Origin of the sequence: Caballeronia sp. ATUFL_F1_KS39, from assembly GCF_023630985.1 — a bacterium.
Lineage (GTDB): Bacteria > Pseudomonadota > Gammaproteobacteria > Burkholderiales > Burkholderiaceae > Caballeronia > Caballeronia zhejiangensis.
This window is the reverse complement of sequence record NZ_JALQDZ010000025.1, coordinates 83,735-105,131: the sequence shown is the minus strand read 5'-3', so window position 1 is coordinate 105,131 and position 21,397 is coordinate 83,735. Positions and strand designations below refer to the sequence as shown.

Annotated in this window: 22 protein-coding genes and 1 pseudogene; 11 read left to right on the top strand and 12 right to left on the bottom strand. The window is 63.3% G+C overall.

The features are described 5' to 3' along the window. Nucleotides 1–10 precede the first annotated feature (10 nt). From flgE to NCR93_RS13325, 7 genes are all read left to right on the top strand, one after another. Nucleotides 11–1,258 (top strand): flagellar hook protein FlgE, encoded by a 1,248-nt coding sequence (gene flgE / locus NCR93_RS13355; RefSeq protein WP_008352542.1) that lies wholly within the window; start codon nt 11–13, stop codon nt 1,256–1,258. Nucleotides 1,259–1,307: 49 nt separating this feature from the next. Beyond that, a complete protein-coding gene (gene flgF / locus NCR93_RS13350) occupies nt 1,308–2,060 on the top strand; it encodes a flagellar basal-body rod protein FlgF (RefSeq protein WP_008352543.1) in 753 nt (250 codons plus the stop codon). Nucleotides 2,061–2,117: 57 nt separating this feature from the next. Next, nucleotides 2,118–2,906 (top strand): flagellar basal-body rod protein FlgG, encoded by a 789-nt coding sequence (gene flgG, locus NCR93_RS13345; RefSeq protein ID WP_008352544.1) that lies wholly within the window; start codon nt 2,118–2,120, stop codon nt 2,904–2,906. A 78-nt stretch (nt 2,907–2,984) separates the two neighbouring features. Further along, entirely contained in the window at nt 2,985–3,668 is a 684-nt protein-coding gene (locus NCR93_RS13340) for a flagellar basal body L-ring protein FlgH (RefSeq protein WP_008352545.1), read from the top strand. Nucleotides 3,669–3,670: 2 nt separating this feature from the next. Further along, entirely contained in the window at nt 3,671–4,798 is a 1,128-nt protein-coding gene (locus tag NCR93_RS13335; protein WP_008352546.1) for a flagellar basal body P-ring protein FlgI, read from the top strand. A gap of 15 nt (nt 4,799–4,813) precedes the next feature. Next, nucleotides 4,814–5,875, top strand: a complete 1,062-nt coding sequence (gene flgJ, locus NCR93_RS13330) for a flagellar assembly peptidoglycan hydrolase FlgJ (protein WP_051996850.1) — start codon at nt 4,814–4,816, stop codon at nt 5,873–5,875. A 269-nt stretch (nt 5,876–6,144) separates the two neighbouring features. Beyond that, complete coding sequence (locus NCR93_RS13325; protein ID WP_008352549.1) at nt 6,145–6,897, top strand: flagellar brake protein; 753 nt, start codon at nt 6,145–6,147, stop codon at nt 6,895–6,897. A gap of 632 nt (nt 6,898–7,529) precedes the next feature. Here the strand turns inward: NCR93_RS13325 and NCR93_RS13320 are convergent. Next, complete coding sequence (locus NCR93_RS13320) at nt 7,530–7,787, bottom strand: hypothetical protein (RefSeq protein WP_034473279.1); 258 nt, start codon at nt 7,785–7,787, stop codon at nt 7,530–7,532. A gap of 42 nt (nt 7,788–7,829) precedes the next feature. Here NCR93_RS13320 and flgK point away from each other — a divergent pair, with 42 nt between their 5' ends. From flgK to NCR93_RS32125, 3 genes and pseudogenes are all read left to right on the top strand, one after another. Then, nucleotides 7,830–9,773: a flagellar hook-associated protein FlgK gene (flgK, locus tag NCR93_RS13315; protein WP_008352554.1), complete on the top strand. Its 1,944-nt coding sequence runs from the start codon at nt 7,830–7,832 to the stop codon at nt 9,771–9,773. Nucleotides 9,774–9,784: 11 nt separating this feature from the next. Continuing rightward, nucleotides 9,785–11,020 (top strand): flagellar hook-associated protein FlgL, encoded by a 1,236-nt coding sequence (gene flgL / locus NCR93_RS13310; protein ID WP_034473278.1) that lies wholly within the window; start codon nt 9,785–9,787, stop codon nt 11,018–11,020. A 357-nt stretch (nt 11,021–11,377) separates the two neighbouring features. Then, nucleotides 11,378–11,596 (top strand): annotated as a pseudogene (locus tag NCR93_RS32125) (LAPAL motif-containing putative phage structural protein); the annotation flags it as partial. A gap of 3 nt (nt 11,597–11,599) precedes the next feature. On the opposite strand, the gene fliR reads toward NCR93_RS32125, so the two are convergent. From fliR to NCR93_RS13260, 9 genes are all read right to left on the bottom strand, one after another. Then, nucleotides 11,600–12,391, bottom strand: a complete 792-nt coding sequence (gene fliR / locus NCR93_RS13305; protein ID WP_008352560.1) for a flagellar biosynthetic protein FliR — start codon at nt 12,389–12,391, stop codon at nt 11,600–11,602. Between the two features lie 10 nt (nt 12,392–12,401). Then, complete coding sequence (fliQ, locus tag NCR93_RS13300) at nt 12,402–12,671, bottom strand: flagellar biosynthesis protein FliQ (protein ID WP_008352562.1); 270 nt, start codon at nt 12,669–12,671, stop codon at nt 12,402–12,404. A gap of 17 nt (nt 12,672–12,688) precedes the next feature. Beyond that, nucleotides 12,689–13,459, bottom strand: coding sequence for a flagellar type III secretion system pore protein FliP (gene fliP, locus NCR93_RS13295; protein ID WP_034473277.1), 771 nt, complete (start codon nt 13,457–13,459; stop codon nt 12,689–12,691). Between the two features lie 245 nt (nt 13,460–13,704). Then, a complete protein-coding gene (gene fliO / locus NCR93_RS13290; protein WP_008352567.1) occupies nt 13,705–14,214 on the bottom strand; it encodes a flagellar biosynthetic protein FliO in 510 nt (169 codons plus the stop codon). Next, nucleotides 14,211–14,642, bottom strand: coding sequence for a flagellar motor switch protein FliN (fliN, locus tag NCR93_RS13285; RefSeq protein ID WP_008352569.1), 432 nt, complete (start codon nt 14,640–14,642; stop codon nt 14,211–14,213). Before fliN ends, fliO begins: the two co-directional genes overlap by 4 nt. Beyond that, nucleotides 14,635–15,633 (bottom strand): flagellar motor switch protein FliM, encoded by a 999-nt coding sequence (gene fliM, locus NCR93_RS13280; RefSeq protein WP_008352571.1) that lies wholly within the window; start codon nt 15,631–15,633, stop codon nt 14,635–14,637. The genes fliN and fliM overlap by 8 nt, the downstream gene beginning before the upstream one ends. 24 nt (nt 15,634–15,657) lie before the next feature. After that, on the bottom strand, nt 15,658–16,146 hold the full coding sequence (gene fliL / locus NCR93_RS13275) for a flagellar basal body-associated protein FliL (protein ID WP_034473275.1): 489 nt from the start codon (nt 16,144–16,146) through the stop codon (nt 15,658–15,660). A 439-nt stretch (nt 16,147–16,585) separates the two neighbouring features. Continuing rightward, nucleotides 16,586–18,466, bottom strand: a complete 1,881-nt coding sequence (locus NCR93_RS32035; protein ID WP_338152089.1) for an AMP-binding protein — start codon at nt 18,464–18,466, stop codon at nt 16,586–16,588. Then, complete coding sequence (locus tag NCR93_RS13260; RefSeq protein ID WP_034473270.1) at nt 18,463–18,804, bottom strand: patatin-like phospholipase family protein; 342 nt, start codon at nt 18,802–18,804, stop codon at nt 18,463–18,465. Before NCR93_RS13260 ends, NCR93_RS32035 begins: the two co-directional genes overlap by 4 nt. A gap of 191 nt (nt 18,805–18,995) precedes the next feature. On the opposite strand from NCR93_RS13260, the gene NCR93_RS13255 reads away from it, so the two are divergent. Continuing rightward, entirely contained in the window at nt 18,996–19,556 is a 561-nt protein-coding gene (locus NCR93_RS13255; RefSeq protein ID WP_250478908.1) for a hypothetical protein, read from the top strand. Here NCR93_RS13255 and NCR93_RS13250 read toward each other — a convergent pair. Both NCR93_RS13250 and fliJ read right to left on the bottom strand, forming a co-directional pair. Further along, complete coding sequence (locus NCR93_RS13250; protein WP_250478907.1) at nt 19,507–20,868, bottom strand: flagellar hook-length control protein FliK; 1,362 nt, start codon at nt 20,866–20,868, stop codon at nt 19,507–19,509. The genes NCR93_RS13255 and NCR93_RS13250 overlap by 50 nt on opposite strands. 30 nt (nt 20,869–20,898) lie before the next feature. Continuing rightward, on the bottom strand, nt 20,899–21,354 hold the full coding sequence (gene fliJ / locus NCR93_RS13245; RefSeq protein WP_034473263.1) for a flagellar export protein FliJ: 456 nt from the start codon (nt 21,352–21,354) through the stop codon (nt 20,899–20,901). Nucleotides 21,355–21,397: the final 43 nt, after the last annotated feature.

Sequence of the window (21,397 nt, the reverse complement as noted above, 5' to 3'; positions counted from 1 at the left end):
GAAACATCAAATGAGTTACCAACAAGCACTGAGCGGTCTGGGCGCTGCATCGAGCGATCTCGACGTCATCGGCAACAACATCGCCAACGCGAACACGGTCGGCTTCAAGCAGGGCTCCGCGCAATTCGCCGACATGTACGCGAATTCGATGGCCACGGCCGTGAACAACCAGATCGGCATCGGCACGAAGCTCGCCGAAGTGCAGCAGCAGTTCTCGCAAGGCACGATCACGACGACCAACCAGGCGCTCGATGTCGCGATCAACGGCAACGGTTTCTATCAGTTGTCGAACAACGGCTCGATCGTGTATTCGCGCAACGGCGTGTTCCATCTCGACAACCAGGGCCGCATCGTCAACTCGGCGGGCCTGCAACTGATGGGTTACGCCGCGAACTCGGACGGCGTCGTCAACAGCGCGAGCACCGTGCCGCTGACCGTGCCGACGTCGAACGTCGCGCCGACCGCGACCAAGAACATCACGGCCGCGTTCAACCTGAACTCGCAGGACACCGCGCCGACCGGCGCCTTCGATCCGACCGATTCGACGACCTTCAACCAGTCGACGTCCGTCGATGTATACGACTCGCTCGGCGGCACGCAGAAAGTGTCCGTGTACTTCCAGAAGAGCGCGACGACGAATACGTGGCAAGCCTACGCGACCTACGGCGACCCGGTCAGCGCGCCGATTTCGCTCGGCACGATGGCGTTCAATTCGTCGGGCACGCTGACCTCGACGACCGATTCGAGCGGCGCGGCGACGGCGGCAACCGGCAAGTTCACGTTCTCGATTCCGAACGGCGGGGACGGCGGCGCGACGCAGCAAGCGCTGACGATCGACCTCAACGGCACCACGCAGTACGGCGCGAAAGACGGCGTGACCAACATCGCGCAGGACGGCAACAGCACGGGCGAGCTGACGGGCTTCACGGTCAGCACCGACGGCACGCTGACGGGCAACTACTCGAACGGCCAAACGAAAGCGCTCGGGCAGATCGCCATCGCCAACTTCAACAACCAGAACGGCCTGCAGGATCTCGGCGGCAACGTCTACGCGCAGACCTCGGCGTCGGGCGCACCGCAAGTCGGCGTGCCGGGCTCGACCAACCACGGCACGCTGCAGGGCGGCGCGGTGGAGAACTCCAACGTCGACCTGACGAGCGAGCTCGTGAATCTGATCACCGCGCAGCGCAACTATCAGGCGAACGCGCAGACGATCAAGACGCAGCAGACCGTCGATCAGACGCTGATCAATCTGTAACCGTCGTCTGCACGCTAATTTGACGCATTAGGAAGAAGGAAAGCGATTCATGGACCGTCTGATCTACACCGCGATGACCGGCGCGAGCCAGGCGCTCGAGCAGCAGGCCGTCGTGGCGAACAACCTCGCGAACACGTCGACCACGGGTTTCAAGGCGCAGCTCGCGGCGTTCCGCCAGGTGCCGATGTCGTTCGAAGACCAGTCCGCCGATGGCACGACGCGCACTTTCGTGCTTTCGTCGACGCCGAACGCGGACTACTCGGCAGGCCCGATCCAGCAGACGGGCAATCCGCTCGATGTCGCCGTTCAGGGACAGGGCTGGTTGTCCGTGCAGGCCGCCGACGGCAGCGAGGCTTACACGCGCGCCGGCAATCTGCATGTGGATCAGAACGGCCAGCTCGTCACGGCGAACAATCTGCCGGTGCTGGGCAACAGCGGTCCGCTGTCGATTCCGCCGGGCGCGGAAGTCACCATCGGCAAGGACGGCACGATCTCCGCGCTGATTCCCGGCGACCCGCCGACGGCGATCGCGGTCGTCGATCAGCTCAAGCTCGTGAATCCCGATCCTGCGACGCTCACGCGCGGCGATGACGGGCTCTTTCGCACCGCCGGCGGCGACCCCGCCGACGCGGATCCGAACGTGGTCGTGGCCGGCGGCGCGCTCGAAGGCAGCAACGTGAATCCGGTCGCCGCGATGGTCTCGATGATCACCAACGCGCGGCAATTCCAGATGCAGACGAAGCTGATGGAATCGGCGGACCAGAACGAACAGTCGGCCAACAAGCTGCTCAACTTCTCTTAAGCGGCAAACAGGCTGCAAACACGCGGCAAACGCCGGCTACACAGGATACGAAACAAGATGAATCGCTCTCTCTACATCGCCGCGACCGGCATGAATGCGCAGCAAGCGCAGATGGACACCATCTCGAACAACCTCGCCAACGTGAGCACGAACGGCTTCAAGGGCTCGCGCGCGGTGTTCGAGGATCTGCTGTATCAGACGACGCGCCAGCCGGGCGCGAATTCGACGCAGCAGACCGAACTCGCATCGGGCGTGCAGCTCGGCACCGGCGTGCAACAGGTCGCGACCGAGCGCCTCTACACGCAGGGCAACCTGCAGCAGACCGGCAATTCGAAGGACGTCGCGATCAACGGCCAGGGCTTCTTCCAGGTGACGATGCCCGACGGCTCGACCGCCTACACCCGCGACGGCTCGTTCCAGACGAACTCACAAGGCCAGCTCGTCACGTCGAGCGGGTATCAGCTGAATCCGGCGATCACGATTCCGCAGAACGCGACGGGGATCACCATCGGTTCGGACGGCACGGTGTCGGTGACGACCGCGAACACGTCGACCAGCACGACGGTCGGCCAGGTCACGCTCGCGACCTTCATCAACCCGGCCGGCCTCGATGCGCGCGGCGAAAACCTGTTCTCGGAAACGAGCAGCTCGGGCGCGCCGAACGTGTCGCAGCCGGGACTGAACGGCGCGGGCTCGCTGCAACAGGGTTATGTGGAAGCGTCGAACGTCAACGTGGTGCAGGAATTGGTCAACATGATCCAGACCCAGCGCGCATACGAAATCAACAGCAAGGCCGTGACCACGTCCGACCAGATGTTGCAGACGCTTTCGCAAATGCAGGTTTAATCCCCTCTATTCGACGGATGGGAATCGCGGCGATGGCGTCACACTGATGCCTGAATCCGCTTCAGAAGAGTTATCACGATGTCGCTCACTCACATTCTTTCGCGCGCGTCGATCGGCGCGCTCATCGCATCGCTGGCCGCGTGCGGCCTCGTGCCGAAAGAGCCGATCATCCAGCAGCCGATGACCGCGCGTCCGCCGCAGCCGCCCGTCGGCACGCGTTCGCCCGGCGCGATCTACAACGCGGGCTACGCGGGCCGGCCGCTGTTCGAAGACCAGCGTCCGCGCAACGTGGGCGACATCCTGACCATCGTGATCTCGGAAAACGTCAACGCGACGAAGTCGTCGGCGGCGAACACCAACCGCGGCGGCAACGCGTCGTTCGCCGTGCCGACCACGCCGGGCCTCTTCGGCGGCCTCTTCAACAACACGAACCTTTCGGCCACCGGCGCGAACAAGTTCACCGCGACGGGCGGCGCGAGCGCGGCCAACACGTTCAGCGGCACGCTGACCGTGACCGTCACGGACGTTTTGCCCAACGGCAACCTGCAGGTGAGCGGCGAAAAGCAGATGCTCATCAACCAGGGCAACGAGTACGTGCGCTTCTCGGGCGTCGTCAACCCGACGACCATCTCGGGTAGCAACACCGTCTATTCCACGCAGGTCGCCGACGCGAAGATCGAATACTCGGCGAAGGGTTACATCGACGAAGCGCAGAACATGGGCTGGCTCCAGCGCTTCTTCCTCAACGTCGCGCCGTTCTGATCATGAATCCGTTTCTCCGTTTCGTTTCGTTCTCGCTCGCAGCCGCGCTCGTCGCCATCGGTTCGGCGCATCAGGCGCACGCCGAGCGTCTCAAGGATCTCGTGCAGTTTCAGGGCGTGCGTGACAATCCGCTGATCGGCTACGGTCTCGTCGTCGGTCTCGACGGCACCGGCGACCAGACGATGCAGACGCCGTTCACGACGCAATCGCTCACCAACATGCTCGGCAACCTCGGCATCACGGTGAACCCGTCGACGTCGTCGAACATGCAATTGAAGAACGTGGCCGCCGTGATGGTGACGGCCACGCTGCCGCCGTTCGCGCGTCCCGGCGAGGCGATCGACGTGACGGTTTCGTCGCTCGGCAACGCGAAGAGCCTGCGCGGCGGCACGCTCCTGATGGCGCCGCTGAAAGGCGCCGATGGCCAGGTGTACGCGATGGCGCAGGGCAATCTCGTCGTCGGCGGCGCGGGCGCGAGCGCGAACGGCAGCAAGGTGCAGGTGAACCAGCTCGCGGTCGGCCGCATCTCGGCGGGCGCGATCGTCGAACGCGCGGTGCCGTCGGCGTTGCAGCAGCAGGGCGGCGTCATGCAGATGGAACTGCGCGAAATGGATTTCGACACGACGCAGCGCATCGTCGCGGCCGTGAACAATCAGTTCGGCATGGGCACCGCGCTCGCGCTCGACGGCCGCACGATCCAGTTGCGCGCGCCGCAGGAGCCGAGCGAGCAGGTGTCGTTCATGGCGCAGCTGCAGAACATCGACGTGCGTCCGGCGCAGGCCGCCGCGAAGGTGATCCTGAACGCGCGCACGGGTTCCATCGTGATGAATCAGATGGTCACGCTGCAGAACTGCGCGGTCGCGCACGGGAATCTGTCGGTCGTCATCAACACGAAGACGGCGGTGAGCCAGCCGAACGCGTTCTCGAACGGCCAGACGGTTGCGGCGAAGGAATCGTCGATTCAGCTGAAGCAGGACAGCGGCGCGCTCAAGATGCTGTCGGCGGGCGCGAATCTCGCGGATGTCGTGAAGGCGCTCAATGCGCTCGGCGCGACGCCGGCCGATCTCATCTCGATCCTTCAGTCGATGAAGGCCGCGGGCGCGCTGCGCGCAGACCTCGAAATCATCTAAAACGAATAAGAACCTATGAACTCGAACACGAACGGCATCGCCGGCACCGCGCTGGCATCGACCGATACGAGCAGCGGATTCTCGAATCTCTCGAACCGTTTCGCGCTCGACACGCAGGGCTTCGACGCATTGCGCGCGCAGGCCGGCGCGAACCCGCAGCAGGGCCTGAAGGAAGCGGCCAAGCAGTTCGACGCCGTCTTCACGCAGATGATGCTGAAGAGCATGCGCGACGCGACGCCTTCGGACAGCCCGTTCGAATCGAACGATTCGAAGACCTTCACGTCGATGCTCGATCAGCAATTGTCGCAGCAGATGTCGTCGAAGGGCATCGGCGTCGCGGACATGATGCTCAAGCAGCTCATGCGCAACTCGGGCGCGCAGACCGGCGCGGACGGCAAGGGCGGCGCCATGAACACGATGAGCACGATGAACGCGATGCAGACGCTCGGCGGCATGTCGGGCGGCGGCGGCGATCTCGACGCGAACGCGGGCAATCTCGCCGCGATGAACGCGATGGCGAAGGCTTACGCGGCGGCGCAGGGCAACAGGAACAACGCGTCGCTCGCCGGCAAGGGCTACACGGCGGCGGATTCGGTGGAAGCGCCGGCGCGCGGCAACGGGTCTGACAAGGTGAACGCGTTCGTCGACCGGCTCGCCGTGCCGGCGCAGGCCGCGAGCGCGGCGACGGGCATTCCGGCGCGCTTCATCATCGGTCAGGCGGCGCTCGAATCGGGCTGGGGCAAGCGCGAGATCAAGCATCCGAACGGCGCGACGAGCCACAACATCTTCGGCGTCAAGGCGACGAAAGACTGGAACGGCAAGACTGTCAGCTCGGTGACGACGGAATACATCAACGGCCGTCCGCAGAAGGTCGTCGAGAAATTCCGCGCTTACGATTCGTACGAGGACGCGCTTACCGATTACGCGAGCGTCATCAAGAACAATCCGCGTTATGCGCCGGTGATTCAGGCTTCGCGCGACGTCGCGGGCTTCGCGCACGGCATGCAGAAGGCGGGCTACGCGACCGATCCGCAGTACGCGAAGAAGCTCATCTCGATCATGCGTCAGATCGTCTGACGCCCGTTCGACCGCGTAGTTCGATATTGAAGCGCGGGCCACGCCGCGCATTCAGCCGATGTATGCGGCCGCTTTATTGCTTCGGGGAAGCAAACGTTTTACGTCCGTAGGGACGGCGCACCACATACATTTTTCGGCGGGCGACCCTAAACTTTTGAAGAGGTATGCCGCTAACCTGAATAATCGAAGTGCCGGACCTATTCGGTTCGGATCGTCGCGCGATGTTCGGGGGTCGGGCAGCGCGCGAGCACAATGAACAGGCTAGCACCATGAACACCAATCAAAAGCATGACGTTGCCGACGAGGATATCGCGCCGATCGTGGATTTCGGCAGGCGTAATCCGCTGGAAATCGGCGTGGCGCTGCGCAATCTCGCCAATCGCGGGGACTTTCTGACGGCGCAATACGGCGACGGTCAGATCGTCACGCGCGTGCTCGACGTCGATGTGACCGCGCATCGCTTCACGTTCGACTGGGGCGGTCTCGACGAGCAGAATCGCGGCGTGCTTGCGTCGCAGAAGCTGATTTTCAGTGCGGCGCCGGATGGCGTGCGCGTCGAGTTCACGACGCCGGGTGCGCGCGAAACGATGTTCGACGGGCGTCCGGCGTTCGAAGTCGATTTTCCGACGGTGCTGTACTACATGCAGCGGCGCGAGTATTTCCGTGTCGATACGCCGGTTCTCGATCCTTACATCTGCACGGGTTCGTTGCCGGATGGCGAGCGATTCCGCTTCGAGGTGCATGATCTGTCGCTGGGCGGCGTGGCGCTGCGCACGACGGATGATCGCATCGCGGATCTGGAGATGGGCATCGTGTTTCAGGATGCCGAGCTGCATTTCAGCGCGAATGGACGTGTGACGGTGGATATGATGCTGGTTTCGCATCGGGAATCGACGACGGCGAAAGGGGATCGGCGATATACCATCGGGTTCAAGTTTGTTTCGATGCCGGGGTCGGCGGAGAATACTCTTCAGCGGCTGATCACTCAGCTTGAGATGAAGCGACGGTCTTTGGCGAAGTAGGGGTTTTGCTTTTGCTTTTGCTTTCGTTTTCGCCGGATCCCGTTTTCGTGTCGGTCTATTAGCACTGCCCCTGTGCGGGGCGGCAGTCACTTTCTTTGCTGCTGCAAAGAAAGTAACCAAAGAAAGCAGCTTCCGATACGCCCGCGGTCACACGCAATTTGGGTAGTCCTCTCGTCCATCGTGGGCTGCCTAACGAGTGCCCTCATAGGCCCCATCGGGCTTGGCTCGCGCACGGTCCGCCATCACTCGCCACACAACAAACCGGTTCAGCACGAAATGGCTCCGGCCCGCTTCGCGGCCGACCGGCCAATCGGGGAAGCATGCGCTTCTTCACTAACGCCTCCATCTCACTGCAACCGCCGCACGTTGGTTTCCCTCGCATACCCGGCGGCAGCGCGTAGCGCTGTGCCGAAGCTCTTTCGTGCTGAACCAGCGCGCTCAACGTTTTCGGGCGGCGGACCGTGCGCGAGCCAAGCCCCGTTATTGTGATGAGGGCACTCTTTAGGCGAGTGCCATCTGCGACGAGAGAACTACCCAAATTGCGTGTGACCGCGGGCCTGAAAAGCTGCTTTCTTTGCTTACTTTCTTTGCAGCAGCAAAGAAAGTGAGTGCCGCCCCGCACAGGGGCAACGCTAATAGACCGACACGAACACGGGATCCGGCGAAACCGGAAGCAAAAGCAAAAGCAAAAGCAAAAGCGAAAAACCAAGGCCAACGAAACAAAATCGAAGAATTAGCCCCAAAAAGGCATGCTCTTCGCGCAATAGCCATTGCGCCACCTCTCCGATAATGGCCCCATCGCAAAAACCGCCCGGGCTTCGGTAAAAGCCAAAACCCAACCCGCAAACGCTCAACTTCCCCGGCAATCGGCCGATATACAAATCAGCCATGCGGCAGCGCTCGATCCAACGCCGCTTCACCAGGATTCACGCATGTCCAATAACATCTTCAGCATTGGTCTTTCCGGTTTGAACGCGGCCCAATGGGGCCTCACGACGACGGGACAGAACATCAGCAACGCCGCGACGCCGGGCTATACGCTCGAGAAAGTCCAGTACCAGGAGTCGCCCGGTCAGTTCACGGGCTCGGGCTATCTCGGCAGCGGCGTTCAGGCCGTCACCGTCACGCGCCAGTACAGCCAGTACCTGACGACGCAAGTCAACAACACGCAAGCGTCCAGCAGCGCCGCCAGCACGTATTACTCGCTGATCTCGCAGCTGAACAACCTCGTCGGCGATCCGACTTCCGGCATCTCGAAAGGCATCTCGAATTACTTCTCCGGCCTGCAGTCGGTGGCGAATTCGGCGAACAGTTCCTCCGCGCGCCAGTCGCTGATGAGCAGCGCGCAAACGCTCGCCGATCAGATCAACACGGCAGGCCAGCAATACGACCAACTGCGTCAGAGCGTCAACACGCAACTGACGAGCGCGGTCTCGCAGATCAACAGCTACTCGCAACAGATCGCCGATCTCAACAAGCAGATCAACATCGCCAGCGCGGGCGGCCAGCAGCCGAACCAGTTGCTCGATCAGCGCGATCAGCTCGTCACGAACCTGTCGTCGATGATCGGCGTGCAGGTCGTGCAGTCCGACGGCAACTACAACGTGTTCATCGGCAACGGGCAGCCGCTCGTCGTCGGAGGTACGCAGTACGGGCTGCAAGCCGTGCCGTCGCCGTCCGATCCGAGCGAGCTCACGATCGCCTACCAGAGCAGCAACGGCGCGACGCAGACGGCCGCGAACATGCAGTATCTCGACAACTCGGCGCTGACAGGCGGCACGGTCGGCGGTCTCATCGACTTCCGCACGCAGACGCTCGATCCGGCGCAGGCGCAACTCGGCGCGATCGCGACGAGCTTCGCCAATCAGTTGAACGATCAGAACGCGCTCGGTCTCGACCTCAACGGCCAGGCCGGCGGCAAGCTGTTTTCGACGAGCGATCCGACCGTCATCTCGAACGCGCGCAACAAGGGCACCGGCGTGCCGACGGCGACGATCGCCGATGGCGCACAGCCGCCGACGAACGACTTCACGGTCACGTACGACGGCAGCAAGTACACGGTGACGGACCCGGCAAGCGGCAATACACTCGGCACGATCGATCCGGCGACGGAGACGAACAAGACGATCAACGGCCTGAACATCGACGTGTCGACGCTCAGCGGCGTGCAGAAGGGCGACTCGTTCACGATCCAGCCGACGCGCGGCGCGCTCGACAACTTCAAGCTCACGACGAGCAACGGCGCGGCGATCGCGGCGGCGTCGCCCGCGGTGACGTCGGCGGCGACCACGAACACCGGCACGGCATCGATTTCGTCGGCAACGGTGACGAGCAACACGATGACGTCGGGCATCAACCTGACGTACAGCGCGTCGGCGAACGGCTTTACATCGGATGTCGATGTCACCGTCGGCACGACGACGTACACCGCGGGCACGACGATTCCGTACGACGCGAACAACGGTCTCACGGTCTCGGCGATGGGCGTTTCGGCGACCATCAGCGGCACGCCGAAGGACGGCGACGCGTTCGCGATCGCGCAGAACAAGGGCGGCACGAGCGACGGCAGCAATGCGCTCGCGATGTCGAACCTGGTGTCGGCGAAGTCGCTCAACGGCGGCACGGACACGCTGACGAGTTCGTACTCGAGCTATATCAACAACATCGGCAACCAGACGAATCAGCTCAAGGCGACGAGCACGGCGCAGACCTCGCTCCTCAACCAGGCGACGTCGGCGCAGCAATCGGTGCAGGGCGTGAACCTGAACGAAGAGGCGGCCAACCTGATTCAGTACCAGCAGCTTTATCAAGCGAACAGCAAGGTGATTCAGACCGCCGCGACGCTGTTCCAGTCGCTGCTCGGCATGTTCAACTGAGGCTAAACGCGATGCGTATTTCCAGTTCCCAGTACTTCAACCTGAACGTCGCTTCGATGAGCGACCAGCAAAGTACGCTTTCGTCGATGTATCAGCAGATCTCGTCGGGCAAGCGCCTTCTCACCGCGTCGGACGATCCGCTCGGCGCGGCGCAGGCGGTGCAGCTCACGATGAAAAGCGGCGCGCTCACGCAGTACGGCACGAATCAGACGACGGCGTTGTCCGCGCTGCAGCAGGAAGACGCGACGCTGAGCAGCGTGAGCAGCGCGCTGACGAGCGTGCAGACGCAGATCGTGCATGCGGGCGACGGTTCGCTCACCGATTCGGACCGCACGGCCATCGCGAACACGATTCAGGGTTTGCGCGATCAGCTCTTCAGCCTCGCGAACACCACGGACAGCAACGGCAACTATATTTTCTCGGGACTCAAGGGCGGCACGCAGCCGTACACGAACGACCCGTCGGGCGTCGGCGCGCAGTATTCGGGCGATTACGGCCAGCGCACGGTGCAGATCAGCGAAGGACGGACGATCCCGGTGGGTGACACGGGCGCGTCGATCTTCGGCAGCGTATTGCCGACGGAAAGCGATCCGGTGTCGAGCGCGGCCAGCACGAACACGGGCACCGGGACGATCAGCGGCGTGAGCGTCAACGATACGAGCAACGCGGCCAATGCGAGCACGTACACGATCAAGTTCTCGGTCTCGGCGACGGATGGCTCGACGACCTACTCGGTCACGTCGAACCCGGCGGATTCATCGTTGCCGACGAACGTGGCCTACACGGGCAGCACGGACATCGCGCTTGGCGGCCAGAAGGTGACGATCGACGGCACGCCCGCCGATGGCGACACGTTCTCCGTGGAGCCGGCGGCGTCGGGCAACAACGACATCTTCGCGACGCTCGACAGCCTCGTGAACGCGCTCAAGCAGCCGACGGGATCGCCGGGCGCGCAGGCGGCGCTGACCAACACGCTGACGACGATCGGCACGAAGGTGAGCAACACGTTCAACAACGTGCTGGCGGCGCAGACGGTGGTGGGCGGACGCGAGCAGCAAGTGCAGTCGACGCAGAGCGCAATGCAGACGAGTCAGACGCAGACGGCGAGTGACATCGCGAATCTGACGAGCATCGACCTCGTTTCGTCGATCAGTCAGTACGAGTTGACGCAGAGTTCGCTGCAGGCCGCGCAGATGGCGTTTTCGCAGATTCAGAAGATGTCGTTGTTTGATTACATTCAGGGTTGAAGGCGGCTTTTTTTGCTTTCTGCGTTCTCCCTTCTGCTTTCGCCGGATCCCGTATTCGCGTCGGTCTATTAACGTTGCCCCTGTGCGGGGCGGCACCTACTTTCTTTGCTGCTGCAAAGAAAGTAGGAAAAGAAGGCAGCTTTTCAAGCCCGCGGTCACACGCAATTTGGGTAGTCCTCTCGTCCTCGGTGGCACTCGCCTAAAGAGTGCCCTCATAGAACCAATCGGGCTTGGCTCGCGCACGATCCGACAAACCATTCCCTTTAACGCGCTGGTTCAGCACGAAACAGCTTCGGCACAGCGCTACGCGCTGCCGTTGGGTATGCACAGGAAGCCAACTCAGACAAGGACGGAAACAAATGGCGCGTTCACGACGGCCAATATCCTTTTTTCGCCGCATTGGACGACGAAGTATTTCTGAGCAAAGTGAATAGCGGCGAACGCTTTGGAAAAGGCGACGTCCTCGTCGTCGATCTACGCCAAATTCAATCGATCGAAGCTGGCGCGTTGAAAAACGAGTATCGAATCATCAAAGTGCATGAGCATCGGGCGCCCTTGCAGCAGGCGCTTCTTTAGCGACTAAAGCGCCCCCGCAACCCGCCCAATCTGCGCAATCCCCACATCGAAAACCCGCTGAAAAAACGGCATCAGATTCGGCACCATGAGCTGCAACAAAAGCAGCCCGACGAGCATCGTCACCGGAAACCCGACCTGAAATATCCCGATCTGCGGCGCAGCGCGATTCAAAACGCCGAGCGCCAGATTGGCGATAAGCAGCGCCGCCACGATCGGCAACGCCAGCAGCAAGCCCGTCGAAAACACGCTCGCGCCATACCCGACCAACACGCGCCATCCCTGCGCATGCGAGGCCGACGCCACCACATTCGCCTCGATCGGCACGCTCTGAAAAGTCGCCACGAGCGCGCTCATCAACTGCAGATGGCCATCGAAGACGAGAAACGCGAGCATCGCCAGCGTGTTCAGATAGCGCGACACGACCACCGCATTGCCACCCGCGCGCGGATCGTAAAGCGTCGCGAAACCGAGGCCCATCTGCTGCCCGATGAACTCGCCGGCTGCATCCACGGTCGCGAACGCGATCTGCATCACCATGCCGATCGCCGCGCCGATCAGAAACTGATTCACGATGATCCACACGCCCGCCGCCGAAAACACCGTCGCCTGCGGCATCGCGGGCAGCGTCGGCGCGACGATCAGCGAGATGAAGGCCGCAAGCGCGATCTTCACGCGCATCGGAATCGCCATGTGGCTCAGCACGGGCGCGGTGGCGATCAGCGCGAGAATTCGCACGAACGGCCACAGAAACGCCGTGAGCCAGCCGTTCAGCTGCGCATAGGTGACGGAGAACATCGAACGAAACTCAGCCCGTGATCGCAGGCGTGATCGTGAAAACGTGGCGCATGTAGTCGAGCAGCGTCGAGAGCATCCACGGACCGGCGATCACGAGCGTCACCGCCACCGCGATCAGCTTCGGAATGAACGAGAGCGTCGATTCGTTGATCTGGGTGGCCGCCTGGAACAGGCTCACCACGAGACCGACGACGAGCGCGACCAGCAACAAGGGCGCGGCGAGCAACAAGGCGACGTACATCGCCTGATGCGCCATCGTCATGACGGATTCTGGCGTCATTTCAAAGTCTCACGAAATCAGGAAACGAAGCTCTGCGCGAGCGAGCCGATCAGCAACTGCCAGCCATCGACGAGCACGAACAGCATCAGCTTGAACGGCAGCGCGATCGTCGAAGGCGAAACCATCATCATGCCCATCGACATCAGCACGCTCGCCACCACCATGTCGATGATGAGAAACGGAATGAAGATCGTGAAGCCGATCTGGAAACCCGTCTTCAATTCGCTCGTGACGAACGACGGCACGAGCAGCGAAAGCGGCACGTCTTCCGGTCCGTTCATCGGCGCGGCGTGCGAGATGCGCGCAAACAGCGCGAGATCCGATTCGCGCGTCTGCTTCAGCATGAACTGCTTGAAGGGCGCGACGCCGCGCGTCATCGCCTGATCCATCGCGATCTGGCCTTCGGAGAAGGGCTTGTACGCGTCGGTGTAAGCCTTGTCGAGAACCGGCGACATCACGAAGAACGACAGAAACAGCGCGAGGCCGACGAGCACCTGGTTCGGCGGCGTGCTCGTGGTGCCGAGCGCCTGCCGCAACAGCGACAGCACGATGATGATGCGCGTGAAGCTCGTCATCATCAGGACCATCGCGGGCAGGAACGAGAGCATCGTCAGCAGCAGCATCGTCTGCACGCTGAGCGAGTACGTCGTGCCGCCGTTCGGGCCGGGACTCGTGTTGAAGGCGGGCAGCCCCGCCGTGCTTTGCGCGAACGCCAGATACGGCGCGAGGCCGATTGCGAAGGGCAGCGCGAGCTTCACGCCGCGCACGATGTTACGACTCACCTGCATTACTTGCTCCCGCCGACGATGCTTGCGAGGGCATCGAGAATGCGCTGACCTTGATGAACGACGAACGTGATGACCATGGAATCCTGCCTCTTTCGATAGCGTGAATTCTCGGCTATCGCGGCATGGGACGATGGGGCGAAAAGAGGGGGAAACCCGCGCCAACTCGTTCTATTGCGAACGTGCGCCGTAAACGCACATCGGGCGCGGTCCTCGCGAACCGCGCCCGATGCATCGGCAAGACTGACTTATTTGCCGGGAGAAACGAACTTCTGGAGCCGCTTGTTCGCTTCGCCGGCGAGGGCGTCGCGAAAGCGCTGCCCGAAGTTGCCCGCCGGCGGCGACGATTGCGCGGGAACGCCGACGCCTTCCACTTCCGCCGAGCCTGCGGGCATCGTGTGCAACAGACGCACGTTGCCAGGACCGGCGCCGAGCACGAGCCACGTATCGCCCACTTCGACGACCGCGACGCGTTCCTTGTTGCCGAGCGATGCGCCGCCCACGACCTTCACGAGACCGCTGCGCTTGCCGCCCTGATAGCCGAACTTGCGCGCGAGCCATGCGCAGCCGAACACGAAGCCGATCACGATCACGAGTCCGAGCAGCGTCTGCAACACCGCGCCGAAACCGAGCGATGGCACCGCGGTGCCCGCGCCGACGCCCGAGGCGATCTGCGCGGCGTGGTTCACCGCGTTCATGTCGGCGGCATGGGCGAAAAGAGGCGCGGCGAAGAGCAGCGCAACGGCCAGGCGTTTCATCGATTCAACTTCCGGATGCGTTCGGACGGCGTGATGATGTCGGTCAGGCGAATGCCGAACTTGTCGTTGACGACGACCACTTCGCCCTGCGCGATGAGGCAGCCGTTCACGAGCACGTCCATCGGTTCGCCGGCGAGGCCGTCCAGTTCCACGACCGAGCCTTGCGCGAGTTGCAGCAGGTTGCGGATCGCGATCTTCGTGCGCCCGAGTTCCACCGTCATCTGCACGGGGATGTCGAGAATCATGTCGATGTCGTTGCGCGTCGACGGCGCCGCCGCCTTCGACAGCGGCTGGAACACGCCCGCGCTCGCGGCCACCGGCGCTTCGTTGCCGTTCTGCTCGGCGAGCGCGCTCGCCCAGTCGTCCAGCATCAGCTCTTCACCTTTTTCCGGCGCGCCGGGCGCGTCGTTCTGCATCAGGTCACTCATATCCACCTTCCTTCATCGTATCGCTCGCGCTGATCATCTTTTGCACGCGCAGCGCGTATTGACCATTAAACATTCCGTAGCCGCATTCCATCACCGGCACGCCGTCCACCTTCGCGACGACCTGCTCCGGAATGTCGATCGGCAGCACATCGCCTACGCGCATGTTCAGAATCTGCTCGAACGACGAGCGGATCTCGGCGAGATCCACCGTCAGTTCCACTTCCGCCGACTGCACTTGCTGCGACAGCACGCGCACCCAGCGGCGGTCCACTTCGAGCGCTTCGCCCTGAATCGGCGAGGAAAGCACGTCGCGGATCGGCTCGATCATCGAGTACGGCATGCAGATGTGCAGCGTGCCGCCCGTCGAGCCGAACTCGATCGTGAACTGCGTCACGATGACGATTTCGTTCGGCGTCGCCACGTTGGCGAACTGCGTGTGCATTTCCGAGCGCATGTATTCGAACTGCAGCGGCTTCACGCTGCGCCACGACGTCGCGTAATGCTCGAACACGAGATTCAGCAGTTTCGCGATGATGCGCTGCTCGGTTTGCGTGAACTCGCGGCCTTCGACGCGCGTATGAAAACGCCCGTCCCCGCCGAAAAGGTTATCGACCACGAAGAACACGAGATTCGGGTCGAACACGAACAGCGACGTGCCGCGCAAGGGCTTCACATGGACCAGGTTCAGATTGGTCGGGATCGGCAGATTGCGCGTGAATTCGCTGTATTTCTGCACCTTCACCGGACCGACGGAAATTTCCGCCGAGCGCCGCATGAAGTTGAAGATGCCCACGCGCATGAGACGCGCGAAGCGGTCGTTGATGATTTCGAGGCCGGGCATCCGGCCGCGGACGATGCGTTCCTGCGTCGCAATGTTGTACGGACGTACGCCGGCGGGCTTTTTCTCGTCAGCTTCCTGATCGATCTCGCCGGTGACGCCCTTGAGGAGGGCATCGACCTCCTCCTGCGACATGAACTCTTCGTGGCCCATGACTCTTTACTCGCTGATGCGGCGTTACTGAACGACGAATTCGGTGAACAGCACTTCCTCGACGCGCACCGGTTTCTCCGCCGTGCTCGCCGCGGTTTCGACCGACGCGCGCAGTTCGTTGGCAAGCTGCTTCTTGCCGTCGACGGTCGCGAGATCGTCCGGGCGCTTGCCGGAAAGCAGAAGCAGCACATGGCTGCGGACTTCCGGCATGTGCTCGGTGACGAGCAACTGGACCTTTTCGTCCTTCAGCTTGAGCGTGAGGCCGGCGCGGAGATAGTGCATGGCGCCGTCGTCCGACTGGAGATTCACCGTCAGCGATTCGAGCGGGAAAAACACGGGCGGCGGCTCCGGCGCCGGCTTGGCCGGACCATGATTCTTCCCGACGAAGAAGTACGCGCCACCGGCGCCCGCGCCGAGCAGCACGATCGCGCCGACGGCGATGATCAGGATCTTTTTGAGCTTCCCGCCTTTCGCGGGAACGATGGGTTGCTGGTTTGCGGTCGTGGTAGCCATGAAAATGCGTGCCTCTTTCGATAGGGTGAATTGTTGGCTATCGCGGTGTAAAGCGATGGGTCGAACAGAGGGGGGTTTTCTGGCTATTCCGTTCGATTGCTCCGGGCCTGCGCGGACCCGCTCTTCGATACCTATCTCGGCTTTTCGGACGGAAAACTTGAGGCCGGCGCGGGCATTGCGCCCGCGCGGGGAAAGAAAAGGGAAGGGAGAGCCCGGCGCAGTGGCGCGCCGGGGAACCGCTCAGAAGCGGAAATTCAGCGCGGCGAAAGCCGATCGAAGCCTTCCACGGCGATTCGGCCGGCGCGCTCGCGCTTCCTGCGTTTGCGGCGTTAGCGGCGGCGCGTCGTCGGCGCGGACATGGCGTGCGAGCGCCAGCATGGCCACCGCCGCAACCTCTTTCATCGAAACGAATTGCTTCACGTCTTTCTTCCTTCCGCGCTCACGCGGTTCCATCGCGCAGTTCCCTGCGCAAAACCTTTCCGATATTGCTCTTGGGCAGACTCTCGCGGAACTCGACTGCCTTGGGCCGCTTGTAGCCCGTCAGGCGCTCCTTGCAATGCGCGATCAGATCGGCCTCGGTGAGGGCCGGGTCGCGCCGCACGACGAAAATCTTCACGGACTCGCCGGAATGACGGTCGGGCACGCCGACCGCCGCCGCCTCGAACACGCCGGGATGCGCGGCGACCACGTCCTCGATCTCGTTCGGATAGACGTTGAAGCCCGAGACCAGGATCATGTCTTTCTTGCGATCGACGATCTTCAGGAAGCCGTGTTCATCCATCACGGCGATATCGCCCGACTTGAAGAAGCCGTCGGCCGTCATGACGTGCGCCGTCTCGTCCGGACGATTCCAGTAGCCCGCCATGACCTGTGGCCCGCGAATGCACAACTCGCCGGGTTCGCCGGGCGCGGCTTCGTTGCCTGCGTCATCGCGGATCGAAACTTCCGTCGACGGCAGCGGCAAGCCGATCGTGCCGCCACGCTGCGTCGAGTCCGCCGGGTTGCAAGTCACGCACGCGGTCGTCTCGGTCAGGCCGTAGCCTTCGATGATCGGCACGCCCGTCTTTTCGAGCCAGCGCTGCGCCACGGCCTGCTGCACCGGCGCACCGCCGCCGACAGCCGCGAAGAGCCGCGAGCAATCGAGCTGCGCGAAATCCGGGTGATCGAGCATCGCGTTGTAGAGCGTGTTCACCGCCGGGAACATCGTGATGCGATAGCGCCGCAGCGTCCGGATCATGCCGCCGATGTCGCGCGGATTCGGGATCAGCACGCCCAATGCGCCGGTCTGGATCGTCAGCAGTCCGCACGCCGTCAGCGCGAAGACGTGATAGAGCGGCAACGCGATGGCCGTCGTGAGTTGTCCGGACGTGGGCCGCTGCGCGCGGGCCGGTTCGAGCCACGCCTGCGTCTGCAGCATGGTTGTTGTTGTAAGAAATGCGCGCGCGGGCCACGTCGGCCTCAGAACTTCGCGCCGAACTGGAGATAGACGCTTTGAATGCCGCCCGGCGCGATCGCGTAGCCGAGATACGCCGGGCCGAGCGGTCGTCGCGCCGACGAACACGCTGAGGCTCTTCTTCAGATCGCCCATGCGAAGTGCGCTGCGCTCGAACGTTGCGTTGCCGGCTTCGGCCATCGTGCCGAGATACACGTCGTTCACCGCCGTTCCTTTCGGCGACGCCACGCGAAACTGGTACGTCTGCTGGCTGTAGAACAGGTAATTCCCGGAGAACTGATTGACGCCATACGCCGCCAGATGTCGGAGGCCGCCGAGCGAGAACAGCAGGAAGTTGGATCCCCAGCTCTTTTCCGCCGGGTTCACGCGCGGGCGGTTCACGCCGTCTTCGTGGACGAATTCGTGCGAGACGCTCTTGAAGTAGCCGCTCGTTTCGAGGCGCGCGAGGCGTTCGTTGATTTCGTGCGCGTCGTAGGCATCGCCTTCGTTGAGATCCAGCGCCCGCCGGACATAGTCGGTCGGAATGCGCGGCGACGTCACGATGTCGATCGTGTCGATGCGCGCGGCGGTGGGCCGCGATGCGGTGCGATGCGCGGCCTGATACGCCGCGTAGTCTTCGACCGATAGCGACAGCGCGCCGGCCGCGGCCTTTTCGCCGTCATCGATCGCCTCGTGCGCGCGCGCGAAGTCGGTGAACTTGATGTCGCCGAGATCCGGGCTGATCAGGATGTCCCTCGGGCCGAGCGAGTCTTTCGCCGCCGTCACGTTCTGGCCGATCAGGATGCCGATCATCTGCTGGGCGACGTCGGCGGGCAACTTGATGTTCTCGCGCTTCCTGAGCGGCGTGCCGGTTTGCACCGCGATCACGTATCGGCGCCGAGTTCGCGCGCGACATCGACAGGCAGGTTGTCGACGATACCGCCGTCGATCCGCACGCGGCCGTCGACTTCGATCGGCGAGAAGAGGCCGGGCGCGGCCATGCTCGCGCCGACGATGAAATCGACCGGAACGCGCATGCGTTCCAGCACTTTCAGCACGCCGATATGCGAATAACCGCGCGCGCCGCCGCCGGACAAAACCAGCGCGATCCGCGGCCGGGACTTGGGCGCGGCGTCAATTACGGGCGATGACGAACCTTGGGCGAAGGCGTCGGAAAAAGGGACGTGCAGGCAGAAAGCCAGCAGCAGTGAAACGAATGCGCGCATGACAAAGCGTCGCGCATGTTGCTGCGCGGCGGCAAAGGAGACGAGTCGCGCAGATTCTAGGAGCGCCCTTCAGACCGCCATCAGAGGAATACTAAATGTTGCATTCATGCTGTGTTCTGTCTCAGGACGATGCCGAGACTTTGAGAAAAGTCCGCCAATTGGGAGAACGCTGATCGTCGTTTGAGTCGCGATTGACTGGCCTCGGCCGGTTTCCATCTGGCGAGCGCCGCGTCGATCTGGCCGCCTTCGGGCGTCGCGATGGCGGCTCTCATGCTGACGCGCCGTGCGGCTGGCCTGCGGTCATCGGCGGACTCGCCGGCGCGCAGACGCTCGTCGGCGTGCTGCATCGGAGGAGCGTGCTGCACGCGCTTTTCGCCGCGCTTCTGCTCATCGCCGCACCCGCGATCGCGCTCGGCATCGTCGTGCGTTTCACGCACGTCCCGCTGCGCGGCCTCTATCTCCTGCGCGCGCTGCTTTTTGCGGCGCTCGTCTCCAGCGTGCTCGCGTGCGGCATCGACATCACGTCGGCGTCGTCGCATGTGCTCGACTTCCCGATGAACGGGCCGCTGCGCGGCGTCGCGCATTTCGTCGGCATGTTCGTCACCACGCCGGTGGGCTTTCAACGGACGATGCCCCCCGGCATTACATCGTCGTCGCCGAGCGCCTGCGCGCCGAATGTGCGGCGTGAGGCGCTGAGAAGGATCAGGCGAACGTATCGACGAGTCCGACCGTGCGTCGCACGGGCACGTTGATACTCGCCGCAACGGAATCGTCGGCGCTCACGCCGCCCAGACCACCGATTCCGCCCGACGCACGGCCGCCGCCGCCCGATCCCGAGCGGCCGTCACCGCTTTGTTGCTGCGACTGGCGCGTGAAGCCATCGGCGACGGACGCGCTTCCGAGACTGATGCCGTTCGCTTCCATCGCTTCGCGCAGCTTCGGCATCGCGGCTTCGATCGCTTCGCGCACCTGCGCATGCTGCGACACGAACAGCGCGTGCGCGTGGTTATCGGAGACCTGCAGCGTCACCTGCAACGGCCCGAGATCTTTCGGATTCAGCGTCAATTCCGCGCTTTGCTGATCCGCCTTCGACAGAAACACGACCTTCTGACTGAACGCGTCGTCCCAGCCGGAGCCGCCAACGTGCGGTGCGATCGCGGCGCTGGTCGCCGATGCCATCGCGCCCTGCGGACTCGACACCGCCGAACCCGCCGATGCCGTCTGCATCGCGACCGCGTGCGCGGCCGCGTCGGCGGCTTGCTTGTAGGCGGCGGTCGCGGCGTCGGCGGATATCGCCGGCGCGGTTTGCGCGGATGCGAGCGCGGCTGCGTCGACAGCCTTGTCGCCGGCCTTCGCATTCGCCGTCAGCCCGGGCAGGCTCGCGCCCTTTCCGCCTTTCGCGAAGAGGCCGCCCTGATCGTCGCCTTTCCCGCCCTCGCGCGCCGTTCCGACCGAACCGTTCGCCGCGGCATTCGCGGGCTGCGTGTTGTTCATCGAGGCGAGCGCGGCGGCCAGCGCGTCCTGCGCCGACTTCGCATCGCTGCTCTTGTGCGTCGTGTCCGTCGCTTTGTTGTCGCCGGTCGATGCGGTCGTCGTGACGAGCGATGCAGCGTCGGCCGCATCGGCGAGCGCGGACTCGGTATCGTCCGAGTCGGCGTCGGCTTCGTTCGCGGCGTCCGCGCGGGCTTTCGCTTGCGCAGCGGCGGCCGCATCCGATGACGATCCCGACGCCGGCTTCGACGCGTCGGCCGTATTCGCCTTGTCCGCAGGCTTCGATGCCTCTTTCGGCGCGTCCGTCTCGTCGGGCTTCGCGGCGGCCTGAGCATCGGATGCGTCGTCGCTCTTCGATGCGTCGTCGGAAGGCTTCGGCGCGTCGTGCACGCTCGATGTGTCGGCGGACGAATCCGCGAACGCCTGAGCCGCTTGTGCGTCGGCGTTGGCGCGGTCGGTGATGCCCTGGAGCGTCTTGCCGAACGACGCGCCGGCGCTCGCCGCGCGCTGCGCCGCGGAGTTGCCCGATGACGTGGCGCCGGAAAGCGCGCCGAGAAGAGAAACGGAGGACATGCTGAGCCTCTGGAAATATCGATGAATGGGTTACGACGAAGCCCGCTCGGCGCGCATGCGCAGCACCTTGGCGGCGTGTTCGTCGGATTCGCGCTGCTCGACGCGCGCGGCCTTCTTCGCGAGGATCGCCTCGCCGCGTGCGGCCAGCACTTCATAGCTGCCGAGCTTCTGTTTCTTGAGACGCCAGTCGGGTTTCGCCGCCTCGATGCGCTGATCGGCCATCAGGAGCAGCGTGCGCTGCTGCGCGATGGCGCTGTCGAGCGTATCGACGAAAGCCTGGAAATTGCGCAGCGTCTGCGCCGTCGTGCCTTGCTGCGCCGACGCCGTGAAACGCGCGTGATACTCGTCGCGATACGTCACGAGCGCGTTCAGTTGCGTTTCGATCTCGTTGTGTTCCTGCTGAAGCTTGCCGAGCTTCTTCGTGGCGTTATCGAGTTCCTCTTCGGCGAGTTCGATGAGGGTGTTGATCGGCAGATTCTTCGACATGGCGTGGCGGTCCCGTAAGGTCTTTGTGCTTTCTTGTGACGAA